The 12747-nt window shown below is 40.6% G+C and carries 14 protein-coding genes; 7 read left to right on the plus strand and 7 right to left on the minus strand.

What is annotated here, in order from left to right; genetic code table 11:
* Window positions 1-33: 33 nt before the first annotated feature.
* The 5 genes from mutY to RWP09_RS06460 all read right to left on the minus strand — a co-directional run bounded on the left by mutY (window position 34) and on the right by RWP09_RS06460 (window position 4676).
* A complete protein-coding gene (gene mutY, locus RWP09_RS06440; protein ID WP_314435524.1) occupies window positions 34-1209 on the minus strand; it encodes an A/G-specific adenine glycosylase in 1176 nt (391 codons plus the stop codon).
* Between the two features lie 82 nt (window positions 1210-1291).
* Window positions 1292-2266 carry a phosphate acetyltransferase gene (gene pta / locus RWP09_RS06445; RefSeq protein ID WP_061424628.1) on the minus strand — a complete coding sequence of 325 codons (975 nt, stop codon included), beginning with the start codon at window positions 2264-2266 and terminating at the stop codon, window positions 1292-1294.
* Window positions 2267-2309: 43 nt separating this feature from the next.
* On the minus strand, window positions 2310-3206 hold the full coding sequence (locus tag RWP09_RS06450; protein ID WP_314435529.1) for an RluA family pseudouridine synthase: 897 nt from the start codon (window positions 3204-3206) through the stop codon (window positions 2310-2312).
* Window positions 3203-4021, minus strand: a complete 819-nt coding sequence (locus RWP09_RS06455) for an NAD kinase (protein ID WP_314435532.1) — start codon at window positions 4019-4021, stop codon at window positions 3203-3205. The genes RWP09_RS06450 and RWP09_RS06455 overlap by 4 nt, the downstream gene beginning before the upstream one ends.
* A complete protein-coding gene (locus RWP09_RS06460; RefSeq protein ID WP_314435535.1) occupies window positions 4005-4676 on the minus strand; it encodes a GTP pyrophosphokinase family protein in 672 nt (223 codons plus the stop codon). Before RWP09_RS06460 ends, RWP09_RS06455 begins: the two co-directional genes overlap by 17 nt.
* Before the next feature lie 128 nt (window positions 4677-4804).
* On the opposite strand from RWP09_RS06460, the gene RWP09_RS06465 reads away from it, so the two are divergent.
* The 7 genes from RWP09_RS06465 (at window position 4805) to RWP09_RS06495 (ending at window position 9577) form a co-directional block, all read left to right on the plus strand.
* Window positions 4805-5374, plus strand: coding sequence for a CYTH domain-containing protein (locus RWP09_RS06465; protein WP_314435538.1), 570 nt, complete (start codon window positions 4805-4807; stop codon window positions 5372-5374).
* 112 nt (window positions 5375-5486) lie between these two features.
* Complete coding sequence (locus tag RWP09_RS06470; protein ID WP_314435542.1) at window positions 5487-6446, plus strand: ribose-phosphate diphosphokinase; 960 nt, start codon at window positions 5487-5489, stop codon at window positions 6444-6446.
* A gap of 9 nt (window positions 6447-6455) precedes the next feature.
* Window positions 6456-7571: a cysteine desulfurase family protein gene (locus RWP09_RS06475; protein ID WP_314435545.1), complete on the plus strand. Its 1116-nt coding sequence runs from the start codon at window positions 6456-6458 to the stop codon at window positions 7569-7571.
* A 4-nt stretch (window positions 7572-7575) separates the two neighbouring features.
* Window positions 7576-7923 carry a DUF1831 domain-containing protein gene (locus RWP09_RS06480; RefSeq protein ID WP_000863540.1) on the plus strand — a complete coding sequence of 116 codons (348 nt, stop codon included), beginning with the start codon at window positions 7576-7578 and terminating at the stop codon, window positions 7921-7923.
* Between the two features lie 7 nt (window positions 7924-7930).
* The gene (locus RWP09_RS06485; protein ID WP_314435634.1) at window positions 7931-8146 is read left to right on the plus strand and encodes a DUF4649 family protein; all 216 of its coding nucleotides are present in this window, start codon (window positions 7931-7933) and stop codon (window positions 8144-8146) included.
* 82 nt (window positions 8147-8228) lie between these two features.
* The gene (locus tag RWP09_RS06490; RefSeq protein WP_000653421.1) at window positions 8229-8870 is read left to right on the plus strand and encodes a redox-sensing transcriptional repressor Rex; all 642 of its coding nucleotides are present in this window, start codon (window positions 8229-8231) and stop codon (window positions 8868-8870) included.
* A gap of 17 nt (window positions 8871-8887) precedes the next feature.
* Complete coding sequence (locus RWP09_RS06495) at window positions 8888-9577, plus strand: gamma-glutamyl-gamma-aminobutyrate hydrolase family protein (protein WP_314435551.1); 690 nt, start codon at window positions 8888-8890, stop codon at window positions 9575-9577.
* On the opposite strand, the gene radC is transcribed toward RWP09_RS06495, so the two are convergent.
* Both radC and pcrA read right to left on the minus strand, forming a co-directional pair.
* The gene (radC, locus tag RWP09_RS06500) at window positions 9574-10254 is read right to left on the minus strand and encodes a DNA repair protein RadC (RefSeq protein WP_314435554.1); all 681 of its coding nucleotides are present in this window, start codon (window positions 10252-10254) and stop codon (window positions 9574-9576) included. The two genes, RWP09_RS06495 and radC, sit on opposite strands and share 4 nt — an antisense overlap.
* Window positions 10255-10296: 42 nt before the next feature.
* Window positions 10297-12588 carry a DNA helicase PcrA gene (pcrA, locus tag RWP09_RS06505; protein WP_314435557.1) on the minus strand — a complete coding sequence of 764 codons (2292 nt, stop codon included), beginning with the start codon at window positions 12586-12588 and terminating at the stop codon, window positions 10297-10299.
* Window positions 12589-12747 lie beyond the last annotated feature (159 nt).

Below are 12747 nucleotides of genomic sequence, written 5' to 3' on the forward strand. Positions count from 1 at the left end.
TTATATCAAAAAAATAACAAGAAAACATAATAGCTAGTCTTTGCTACTGTCTAACTTGGCTTTTGCATAAGCCTGCCAGATTTTTTGTTGGGGTTTAGCAAGTGGAACATCCTTAAACTCTTCTGGTGAAAGCCAGCGAACTTCCCTATCTGAAAAGTCATGGAAGTCACTCACCTGACCGGCTACAATTTGAACATGCCACTTGCGATGACTAAAGACATGCTTAACCATTTCAAAATAAACATCAAGCCAATCAACATCCAGGTCATAGTCCTGCTGAAAACTCTCCTCTGGACTGGGACCAAAGTTAACATTTTCTTCTGCAACCTGATGAAAGAGGTCAAACTGCTCTTCTTGCGAAAAGTTATCAACTTCTATCAAGGGGAAATGCCAAAAACCTGCCAATAGCTTTTCGCTTTCATTTTTTTCAAGTAAAAATTGTCCCTGAGTATTTTTCACAACCAAGGCTTTAAGATAAATTGGGATAGGTTTTTTCTTAGGCGCCTTAATTGGATAACGGTCCATTGTACCATTCTGATATGCCTCACTAAAGTCCTTAACTGGGCTTTCTTCTGGTCTGGGATTTACAGGCGCCTCAATATCAGATCCTAAGTCCATCAAGGCTTGATTAAAGTCACCTGGTCGTTCTGGGTCAATCAAGATTTCCATCATTGCCTGAAAAATTTTACGATTACTTGGAATCCCAATATCGTGGTTGACTTCAAATAGACGTGCCAAAACACGCATGACATTACCATCTACAGCTGGCTCAGGCAAGTTAAAAGCAATACTGGAAATAGCTCCTGCTGTGTAAGGACCAATTCCTTTCAAACTGGAAATTCCTTCATAAGTATTTGGAAATTGACCACCAAAATCAGCCATAATCTGCTGGGCTGCAGCCTGCATATTGCGTACTCGAGAATAATAACCCAAACCTTCCCAAGCCTTCAACAAACGCTCTTCAGGGGCAGTTGCCAAACTTTCCACTGTTGGAAACCAGTCCAAGAATCGTTCGTAGTAAGGAATAACTGTATCCACCCTAGTCTGCTGGAGCATAATTTCAGAGACCCAGATATGATAAGGATTTTTACTTCTACGCCAGGGTAAATCTCTTTTGTTTTCATCATACCAAGTGAGAAGTTTCTCACGGAAAGAAATGATCTTCTCCTCCGGCCACATGACGATACCATATTCTTTCAAATCTAACATATCTCTAGTATAACACAGAAGATTCTAACTGTCCTTTTCCTAGTATTAAAAAGCCTCTTCCCAAAGGAAAGAGGACTAAATCTTATTGATGAACTGCTTGAGCTGCTGTGATAAGGGTCAACTTGTAGACATCATCTGCATTACATCCACGAGAAAGGTCGTTAACTGGCTTGTTCAAACCTTGCAAAACAGGACCAACAGCCGCAAAACCACCAAGACGTTCAGCCATCTTGTAGCCGATATTTCCTGCCTCGATACCTGGGAAGATGAAGACATTTGCTTGACCAGCTACCGTACTTCCAGGAGCTTTCAGAGCTGCAGTTTCTGGAACAAAGGCCGCATCAAATTGCAACTCACCATCGATTTCAAGATCAGGGCGCAAGTCGTGAGCAATTTTAGTTGCTTCAACAACCTTATCAACGCTTTCTCCAAATCCTGAACCTTTAGTAGAATAGCTTAGCATAGCAATTTTAGGCTCGATTCCAAACATCTTAGCTGTGATTGCTGAGTTGATGGCAATTTCAGCCAAGGCTTCTGCATCTGGATTGATGTTAATGGCACAGTCTCCAAATAGATAACGTTCGGATCCACGAACCATAAGAAAGGCTCCTGAAGTCCGAGATACATTTGGACGTGTTTTAATGATTTGCAGAGCTGGACGTACTGTTGAAGCTGTTGAGTGAATCGCACCTGATACCATTCCATCAACCAAACCCAAGTAAACTAACATAACACCAAAGTAGTTGACATCTTCAACTAAAACCTTGCGTGCATCTTCTTCAGACATTTTGCCCTTGCGACGCTCCACCAAAGCAGCAACCATTTCTTCAAATTTATCGTAGTGTTGAGGATCAATGACTTCATAACCATCTTCGATACCTTCGATTTCAAGATAAATTTTAATTTTTTCAGGATTTCCTAGCAAAACAGGAATCACTTCTGTTTCTTTTACCAGACGTTTAGTCGCTTGAAGAATACGAGGTTCTTCCCCTTCAGGGAGAACGATACGAGCATTTTTACCAACCAAGTTGGCTTTGAGACTTTCAAAAACTTCCATGAGTTTTCTCCTTTAAAATAATAATTATACTCTGAATCAGTTTTTATAGAGTATTAGTTGATAACTGGGTAATAAGGTTGCTAAAATCATCCGGCAAGGGACTTTCTAACTGCAAGTCTTGCTCTAAAAATGGATGATAAAAATTTAAGGAATGGCAATGCAGAGCCTGACGTTGAATTCCATCGTCCAGACTACCGCCATACAAATCATCTCCCAACAAAGGAAAACCAATATGAGAAAAATGGACTCTGATTTGGTGGGTTCGTCCAGTGTGCAGGCGAATATCGACCAAGTGAATATTCCCATAAGAAGCTACAATCTTGTAAGAAGTATGGGCATACTTTCCACCTTTAGCCACCCGTCTGGTGATAATAGAGTCTTCATCACGCGCAATCGGAGCAATAATTTCCCCCTCTGGCTCCAAGTATCCATCACCTTTAACCAAAGCAAAATAGCGTTTTTCAATAGACTTTTTCTGCAACTGCTTGTCTAATCGTGCATGGGCATAGCCGTGCTTGGCAAAGAGCATCAAGCCAGAAGTATCTCTATCAAGCCTGGTCACAATGTGAACCTGCTGATTTTCATAGTTTTGCTTGACATAGTAACCCTTGATAAAATTGGCAATGGTATTGGAGTGGTTGACACTAGGAATAGAAGCCACTCCATAGGGTTTGTTCAAGACTAGAAAATGGTCATCCTCATAGAGAATATCCAGTGGACGCTCGATAGCTTCTAGAGTTTCAAAGCCTTCCTCAGCAGGAATATCAATAATAACTTTGTCTCCAATATCCAATAGATACGTCGCATTTTGAGGTTGGTCATTGACCAGAATAGCTCCGCCTCGAAACTTAATCTTAGCCAGTAGCCCCTTAGAAACCTCGTGCTTTTTTAAGAAGGTTTTAACTTTGACATGCTCATCTGCGATAAATTCAAACCTCATTCATCCACCTCGCCGATAAATGCATCCTTAACACGATTCCAGAAACTGGTATGGCTCGGCGACGCGACGAAGTGAATCTTATGATGGTCGATTTGATACTCGATACGCTCAATATTACGGAAAGAATAAACGCTATTGTCAACCGAAATAGTATGGTAATCGTTTCTCGTTGGGATGAGTTCAATCTTATCCTTCTTAGGCACAATAATAGATGAACCCAGCGTACGATAAACACGATTGTTAAGGCTGGCAATTTCTGTCAACTGCAGAGCTTCAATGGTAGGGTGTAAAACAGCTCCACCAAGAGATTTGTTATAAGCTGTACTACCAGTCGGTGTCGAAACTGTTAGCCCGTCTCCACGAAAACGTTCAAAGGGGACACCATTGATTACAATATCTGCTACCATGGTTCGATCCGACCTTCGGATACTAGCTTCATTTAGTGCTCTAAAAATCTTCACTTCACCATTTCCAAGAAAGACCTTCACATTCAGAACAGGGTAAGAGACTCTTGCTCCTGTATCTAGCTGCAAATTAGTCACTAGCTTGTCCAACTCAAAATCACGGTAGTCCGTATAGAAGCCCAAATGTCCAGTGTGAACACCAACGAAGCGGACCTTGTCAAGCTGATTTTCGTACTTATGAAAGGCCGACAAAAGCATGCCATCCCCACCAATGGAAATAACGATATCTGGATTGGTATCATTGAGTATAAATTGATTTCTCTTCAAACGATCTCGCAATTCATACAAAACCCTTTGACTCTGTGGTTTTCTATTTGCTATCAGGTCAATTCGTTTACCTGTATTCTTCATCTGTATCGTCACTGTTTCCTACACCGTCATTTAATTTTCTACTCAAAGGATCAAAAAGAGCCTGGGCTTCCTGGATATCATCTCGAATTTTACCCATTTCTTCATCCAACTGATGGGCAATTTTGGCAGTAATTTCCAGTCGCTTCTTAATTTCCTCTGGGAAATCCCCTTGGTACTTGTAGTTGAGAGAATGTTCTATCGTTGCCCAGAAATTCATGGCCAAAGTACGAATTTGAATTTCTGCTAAAATGGTCTTGGCTCCATTGATGGTGTCAACCATGTATTCTACTACCACATGATAGGAACGGTAGCCTGAAGCCTTTCGATGAGTAATGTAATCTCGCTCCTGTATGATCCGCATATCCTGACGTTTGCGCAAAATCTCCACAACTTCTTGGACATCATCTACAAACTGGACCATCACACGCAAACCAGCAATATCCTGTAAATCGTGTTCCAAGGTCGCATAAGTAATACCACGTCGAGCCATTTTTTCCTTGATACTTTCAATTGGCTTGACTCGACCAGTCACAAACTCAATCGGAGAATGCTTATTTTGCTTGCGATATTGCTTACGAATACCACGTAGTTTAATCTTTAACTCACCAACAGCTTGAATGTAAGGATCTAGAAATTCTTCCCATTCTAAGGTCATATATTCTCCCTTGTTCTCATATTATCCTTCAAAAATATCTTTGATTTTTTCTCTAGATTCATATACAATAAATACAATGCTATTATATCATATAATCCGCTTTCATAGATAAAGAAAAGGTAAGAAAAATGAAACATTTAGAAATTGAATTGAAAACACTATTGAAAAAAGATGAATACAATCGTCTAAAAGACCAGTTCACAGGTGTCACTCCTGTCCTTCAAAAAAATTACTACATCGACACTCTTGATTTTGAACTACGAGAAAAGAAAGTTGCTATGCGCATTCGAATCTTTGAAGATTGGGCAGAATTGACACTCAAAGTCCCACAAAGTATTGGAAACATGGAATACAACCAAAAATTACAACTAAAAGATGCTGAAGATTATCTGAGCAAGGAAGAGCTTCCTCAAGGGCTGGTGCTCGAAGAATTGGCTAAACATGGTATCCAAAGTAAAAAATGGCAAGTACTTGGTTGTCTAACAACGCTTCGCTATGAAATGAAAACAGCTATTGGCCTCATGGCACTAGATGAGAGTCAGTATTTTGATATTATAGATTACGAATTGGAACTTGAAGTGGAAAATCACGAGCAAGGCAAACAGGATTTCCAGCAATTTTTAGAGGAAAATCAGATTGCTTATCAAAAAGCTCCCTCAAAATTGGTCCGATTTGTCAAAAGCATGAAAAATAGCTGAAATAATCTCTATTTTTTGGTAAAATATAAAAGATAAAAATACAAAAATCCCAGTTCATATAGGTAAGACAGATATAACTAGGATTTATAAAGTTTACAGAGGACGGTCTATAATGTCAGATAGAAAAAATATGAAACTTTTCGCACTCAACTCTAACCAAGAGATTGCTCAAAAAATTTCGAATGCTGTTGGTATTCCACTTGGAAAACTATCATCACGTCAATTTTCTGATGGAGAGATCCAAGTTAATATCGAAGAGAGTGTCCGTGGTTACGATGTTTACATCATCCAATCTACAAGTTTCCCTGTTAACAACCACCTAATGGAATTGTTAATCATGGTTGATGCTTGTGTGCGTGCAAGTGCCCACAGTATCAACGTTGTCCTTCCGTATTTTGGCTATGCACGCCAAGATAGAATTGCATCATCTAGAGAACCACTAACAGCTAAACTAGTTGCTAACATGCTGGTTAAAGCTGGTGTAGATCGTGTCCTTACCCTCGACCTACATGCAGTTCAAGTACAAGGTTTCTTTGATATTCCTGTAGATAACCTTTACACTGTTCCTCTCTTTGCTAAACACTACTGTGATAAAGGATTAAGAGGTTCAGATGTTGTTGTCGTTAGCCCTAAAAATTCAGGGGTAAAACGTGCTCGTAGCCTGGCTGAATATCTTGATGCTCCTATCGCCATTATCGACTACCCTCAAGACGATGCAACTCGCAACGAAGGCTATATTATCGGTGATGTTGAAGGTAAAAAAGCCATCTTGATTGATGACATTTTAAATACAGGACGTACCTTCTCTGAAGCAGCCAAAATCGTTGAACATGAAGGGGCTACAGAAATTTATGCTGTTTCTAGCCACGGTCTCTTTGTAGAAGGTGCTGCTGAACTTCTTAACAATACTAAGATTAAAGAAATTCTTGTGACTGATTCAGTAGCAACAAAAGAAAAAACTCCTAAAAACGTATGCTACATCACTGCTAGTGAATTAATTGGTGATGCCATCGTCCGTATCCACGAAAGAAAACCAGTCAGCCCACTCTTTGCCTACAACAAAAAGAAATAAGGTGATTCTTTGATTTATTTGGACAATGCTGCAACGACTCCCATGTCAGCAGTTGCTATTTCAGCTATGACCGAGGTTATGCAAGAAACCTATGGAAATCCTTCTAGTATTCATGGTCATGGTCGTCAAGCTGGTAAACTCTTGCGAGAAGCCCGTCAGGAACTAGCTCAGTTACTGGGAACAAAACCTCAACATATCTTTTTCACTTCTGGTGGAACAGAAGGCAACAATACTGCTATCATTGGCTACTGCCTTCGTCACCAAGAGCAAGGAAAACATATCATCACAACTGCTATTGAGCACCATGCTGTCCTTGAAACCATTGATTACTTGGTTCAACACTTTGGTTTTGAAGTAACCATTATCCAGCCAGAAAATCAAGAAATCACAGCCCAACAAATTCAAAAGGCTTTACGTGACGATACGATTTTGGTTTCTACCATGTTTGCCAATAATGAAACTGGAAACCTACTGCCTATTGCTGAAATTGGCCAAATACTCAAGCAACACCCTGCTGCCTATCATGTCGATGCAGTTCAGGCTATTGGTAAAATACCAATTCAACCCGAAGAATTGGGCATTGATTTTCTCACTGCTTCGGCCCATAAATTTCATGGTCCTAAGGGAATCGGCTTTCTCTACGCATCTAGCATGGATTTTGATTCCTATCTACATGGCGGAGACCAAGAACAGAAAAAACGTGCAGGGACTGAAAATCTAGCTGCCATCGTAGGCATGCTTGCAGCCCTAAAAGAAGACCTAGAAAAGCAAGAAGACAATTTTCAACATGTACAAAATCTAGAAACTGCCTTTCTGGCAGAGCTAGAGGGAGTTCAGTATTACCTGAATAGAGGCGAACACCATCTCCCTTATGTTGTCAATATTGGATTTCCTGGTCAGAAAAATGACCTCTTGCTCCTTCGTCTAGATTTAGCTGGAATTTCTATCTCTACTGGCTCAGCATGTACGGCAGGTATTGTCCAATCCAGCCATGTTCTTGAAGCTATGTACGGAGCAAATTCAGAACGCTTGAAGGAATCTGTTCGTATCAGTCTCTCTTCAGAAAATACTGTTGAAGAACTACAAACCCTCGCAAAAACCTTAAAAGAAATTATCGGAGGTTAGCCATATGGCATTTGAAAAAACCATTCAGTTAAAAAATTGTCGTTACGACTACACTCTTAGTCCTTCTGTTAAGAAATTCACCCTCAAAGACAACACTTTTTTTGAGACAAAGGTTGGTAACTATGAACTGACTCGCCTTTTGGAAAAAGTGCCAAACAGCGGTGAGGGATTCCAACTCAAAATCATCATTAACAAGGAACTTACAGGTGCTAAAATCAATATCACTGACAAGTTTGGGCTACGTCTAGTTGATATTTTTAAATCAGAAGACCACCACATTCATCAGGAAAAATTCTATTTCCTCATGGATAGTTTAGTAGAGCGTGGTGTCTTTACAAAATCAGAAAGATAAATCCAAGATGTTTGAACTGACCTATAAGGACATCTATCATGTAGAGCGTACACTCAAGTATGAGGATTATGAAGCTCTCATGCTGGCTTTGTCAGGATGTGTGACCCTACCAGATACACTTTATGTGACTTCTTTGACGTTTGAGGGGCAGGAAGTTTACCAAGGATTGGTTGGAGACCTCTACCGTTTTCTATCAGATACAGAATTTTTACATCAAAACTAAGATTTTTCTTAGTTTTTTCTTATTTTTGTTGATTTTTTCACAATGTTTCTATAAAATAGAAGAATAGAAAGGTTGTGATTTTGTGAAAGATAAACAGTCTGCTATTCCAAAAGCTACAGCGAAAAGACTCTCTCTCTACTATCGAATTTTTAAGAGATTTCACTCAGAAAAGATTGAACGTGCCAACTCTAAACAAATTGCAGAGGCTATCGGTATTGATTCAGCGACCGTACGTCGTGATTTTTCCTATTTTGGTGAACTTGGTCGGCGTGGTTTTGGCTATGATGTCAAAAAACTGATGACATTTTTTGCCGATTTGCTCAATGATAACTCTATTACCAATGTCATGCTAGTTGGTATTGGAAATATGGGCCATGCCCTTCTCCACTACCGCTTCCACGAGCGTAACAAGATGAAGATTATCATGGCCTTTGACCTAGATGACCATCCTGAAGTCGGTACCCAAACTCCTGACGGGATTCCCATTTACGGAATTTCTCAAATCAAGGATAAAATCAAGGATGCTGATGTCAAGACTGCTATCCTGACCGTTCCCAGCGTCAAGTCACAAGAGGTCGCTAATCTCTTGGTGGATGCTGGCGTGAAAGGAATTCTCAGTTTTTCGCCAGTCCATCTGCATTTACCAAAAGACGTGGTCGTTCAATATGTCGATTTGACAAGTGAACTCCAAACTCTCCTCTATTTCATGCGAAAAGAGGATTAGAAAGCGAACATCATTTTATGAAAAAACCAGTTATTGGGATTACAGGAAACGAAAAAACTCATCCAGATGATGACATCATGATGAGCTACGCAGCAAAAGGCTTTGTTGAAGGAGTTAAAGACGCTGGAGGGATTCCCATCATCCTACCGATTGGTGATCAAGAAATGGCTATCCACTATATTAGTTTGATTGACAAGCTCATCTTGACAGGTGGGCAAAATGTCGATCCAAAATTCTATGGTGAACCGAAAACCATTGATAGCGATGACTACCACCTTCAAAGAGATATCTTCGAACTGGCTCTTATCAAGGAAGCTATTAACCAGAAAAAGCCTATTTTCTCCGTCTGTCGTGGGACTCAACTCTTTAACGTTGCCATGGGTGGAACTCTGTATCAAGATATAGAAGACCACTGGCAAGATTGTTCTGCTGAGTACACAACTCAACGCTTGGTGACAGAACCTGATACAGTTCTTCGAGAAATCTATGGAGAAATTTCCCATATCAACTCCTTCCACCACCAGAGCATCAAGGATTTAGCACCTAACTTAAAGATTGCGGCTCATGATCCTAAAGATGGTATCATTGAAGCTGTCATGAGTACGGATGATGTTGCCTTTCTCGGTGTCCAATGGCACCCAGAATTTCTATTTGAAAATCGTCCCAAAGATAAAAACCTCTTTGACTATGTCGTAAATGAACTTTAAATTAAATCTGTCTTTTCACGGTAACTAAAGTAACTAGAATGTGAGACAATCAAATGGTCCAAGAGGACAATCCCCATCAGGTCACAGGCTTCTTTGACAAGTTTAGTGACATGATCATCATTTCGGCTAGGCGATACTGCTCCTGAAGGATGATTGTGAACCAAGATGAGAGAGGTCGCCATATGCTTGATGGCATAGTGAAGAATCTCTCGCGGTTCAGCGATACTACGAGTTGCAGAACCGATAAAAATGGTCTGTTGATGGATGATTTGATTTTGAGTATTGAGATAGAGCGCCACCAGGTGCTCTTGTTTTTTATGACCCAACTCCTGCTGCATCTTCTTGGCCAACTTTTGACTGCTGAGAATACTTTCCATTTCAAGGGTCTCATGTTTATGAATACGATGGCCCAGTTCAATCATAGCTTGCAACTCTATAGCCTTAACACGACCGATACCAGACAGACTCTGCAATTCCTGCAGGGTCATTTTTTTCAAATCCGTTAGGCTTGAAAGGTTGTTCAAAACTTTCTGGGCAATTTCAAAAACACTAGCTTGACGTGTTCCTGTCCTAAGTAAAATAGCTAACAACTCTTGATTACTGAGAGGTTCTACTCCCTCCTTGGCCAGTCTTTCTCTTGGCAATAGTGAATCTTCTTGGAATGAAATACTATACATAAAAATCCTCCTCACTTTATTATTCGTGAGAAGGATGGAAAATTAGATTTTTTTCTCAATTGGAGCCACACTGGCTAAAAGTTTTTTCAAACCTACTTCTGGGAAATTGATTTTTAATTCCTGAGTAGCTCCGTTACCTGAAACTTCCAGAACAGTTCCCTCTCCCCATTTCTTGTGGAGGGCAATATCACCAATAGACCAATTTGTCTCGCTAGAGGCTGATTTTGTGCCAGCTGTAAATTGACCAAATGGAAGACCGCTTGACTGAATAGTTTTTGGTGCCACACCGCGTTTACGGTCTTGGAGGGCCTGCGCCAAACTCATACCTTGACCAAAGGCAAGACCACCACTGCTATAAGATGCCTTAAAGCTTGTATTTGCTGGACGGGCCAGACCTTGATACTCAAGTAAGTCTGAACTGATTTCGTTAATAAATCGGGTCGGACGGTTGTAGTTGGTACGACCAAAAAGCAGGCGCGAGTTGGCATTTGTCAGATAGAGAATTTTCTCTGCACGCGTAATTCCTACATAGGCCAGACGGCGTTCTTCTTCTAATTCATCTGGATCTTCAGCTGCACGACTAAGCGGGAAGACATTTTCTTCCATCCCAATCAAAAAGACAACTGGAAACTCGAGACCTTTGGCAGCGTGTAGGGTCATAAGGGTCACTTCTGATGTCTCCTGACTACCTGAATCTGTGTCCGCAATCAAGGCTAAATCATTTAAGAAACGACTCAGTTTGTCCAGACCAGTTTCTTCTTCTGGCCCATCAGAGGTGTCATCAAAGTTTTTCGTCACAGAAAGGAACTCTTCGATATTTTCAACCCGAGCCTTGCTTTCTAGAGTTGCTTGGGCATTAAGAATATCGACATAACCTGTTTTTTCTAGTACGGACTCAAGTAACTCTGTGATGGTTAATTGATCCAACTGCTCTCGTAAATCTAGAATCATATTGGCAAAATCCCAGATAGACTGGGCTGCTTTACCCTTGATACCAGACAACATGATGTTTGCAGAAGCATCTAGCATGGACATGTCTTGCATATTGGCAAAATCACGGATTTTCTCAACTGTACCTGGCCCAATTCCACGTTTAGGCTCGTTGATAATACGCTCAAAACTAATATTGTCACTCAAATTGGCAATAAGATTGAGGTAAGCTATAATATCTCGGATTTCCTTACGGCTGTAGAACTTGGTTCCGCCAACCATGGTATAAGGAATATTTGACTTGAGCAAGGCTTCCTCAATAGTACGGGACTGCGCATTAGTACGATAAAGAACTGCAAAATCCTTGTGAAGGAAGTTTTGACTCCGACCAAGTTCATCGATAGTTCTGGCTACAAATACAGCCTCATCTAGCTCATCATTGGCACGATAGTAAACGATTTGTTCCCCATCAGCGTTTTGAGTCCAGAGATTCTTAGGACGGCGATTTTTATTGTTTTTGATAACCTCATTAGCCGCTTGGAGAATGGTTTTAGTGGAGCGATAATTCTCCTCCAACAAAACAACCTTGGCTTGGGGATAATCCTTTTCGAAGTCCAAAATATTCTGCATATCAGCACCTCGCCAACCGTAGATAGACTGGTCTGCATCCCCAACCACACAGATATTTTTAAAACGGGAAGCCAAGAGTTTTACCAATTGGTACTGAGCGTGGTTGGTATCTTGGTACTCATCAACATGGATGTACTGAAATTTCTGCTGGTAGTAGGTCAAGACATCAGGATTTTGATCAAAGAGACGCAGGGTCAGCATAATCAAATCATCGAAATCAACAGACTCAGACTGACGAAGCTCTTTCTGATAGGCTGAATAACACTGGGCCACGATTTGCGTATACATATCACCAGCTTGAGCAGCATAGGCCACATCATCAATCAAATCATTCTTAGCATTGGAAATGGTTCCTAAGATGCTTCGTTCATTCCATTTTTTAGGATCCAAGTTCAACTGTTTGAGAATGCGTTTCATGAGCGTTCGCTGTTCACCAGGATCGACAATTGTAAAATTACGGTTGTAGCCAATATGGTCCGCATCGCGACGCAGAATACGCACACACATGGAGTGGAAGGTCGCAATCAGACAGTCCTGAGTGGCTGGATTAAGCTTATAAGCACGCTCTTTCATCTCACGCGCAGCCTTATTAGTAAAGGTAATGGCCAAGATATTCCAAGGATTGACCAGCTTTTCATCAATCAAATAAGCGATACGGTGGGTCAAAACTCGGGTCTTCCCAGAACCAGCCCCTGCCATGATCAACAAGGGACCTTCTGTCGTTTGCACCGCCTCAGCCTGACGGTCATTCATTCCATTTAATAATGCGTTCATCTTCTCTTCCTTACTCTTGAAGTCAATATTTCTATTATATCAGAATTCAGGTAAAATATCTTTACCTAGACTGGTTACGTGTAGAAAGCAACTTCTTATATCTAGATAAAAAATGAGCTTGGATATTATTTCCAAACTCATTTAAAGTCAATTGCATTA

The organism is uncultured Streptococcus sp., from assembly GCF_963521255.1.
Classification (GTDB): Bacteria; Bacillota; Bacilli; order Lactobacillales; family Streptococcaceae; genus Streptococcus.

Bases quoted from the DNA above. Each gene is read 5' to 3' on its own strand.
- RWP09_RS06470 (WP_314435542.1), top strand. From the start codon at position 5,487: ATGTCAGATAGAAAAAATATGAAACTTTTCGCACTCAACTCTAACCAA.
- RWP09_RS06455 (WP_314435532.1), bottom strand. From the start codon at position 4,021: ATGAAGAATACAGGTAAACGAATTGACCTGATAGCAAATAGAAAACCA.
- mutY (WP_314435524.1), bottom strand. From the start codon at position 1,209: ATGTTAGATTTGAAAGAATATGGTATCGTCATGTGGCCGGAGGAGAAG.
- pcrA (WP_314435557.1), bottom strand. From the start codon at position 12,588: ATGAACGCATTATTAAATGGAATGAATGACCGTCAGGCTGAGGCGGTG.
- RWP09_RS06465 (WP_314435538.1), top strand. From the start codon at position 4,805: ATGAAACATTTAGAAATTGAATTGAAAACACTATTGAAAAAAGATGAA.
- pta (WP_061424628.1), bottom strand. From the start codon at position 2,266: ATGGAAGTTTTTGAAAGTCTCAAAGCCAACTTGGTTGGTAAAAATGCT.
- RWP09_RS06450 (WP_314435529.1), bottom strand. From the start codon at position 3,206: ATGAGGTTTGAATTTATCGCAGATGAGCATGTCAAAGTTAAAACCTTC.
- radC (WP_314435554.1), bottom strand. From the start codon at position 10,254: ATGTATAGTATTTCATTCCAAGAAGATTCACTATTGCCAAGAGAAAGA.
- RWP09_RS06460 (WP_314435535.1), bottom strand. From the start codon at position 4,676: ATGACCTTAGAATGGGAAGAATTTCTAGATCCTTACATTCAAGCTGTT.
- RWP09_RS06495 (WP_314435551.1), top strand. From the start codon at position 8,888: ATGAAAAAACCAGTTATTGGGATTACAGGAAACGAAAAAACTCATCCA.
- RWP09_RS06480 (WP_000863540.1), top strand. From the start codon at position 7,576: ATGGCATTTGAAAAAACCATTCAGTTAAAAAATTGTCGTTACGACTAC.
- RWP09_RS06485 (WP_314435634.1), top strand. From the start codon at position 7,931: ATGTTTGAACTGACCTATAAGGACATCTATCATGTAGAGCGTACACTC.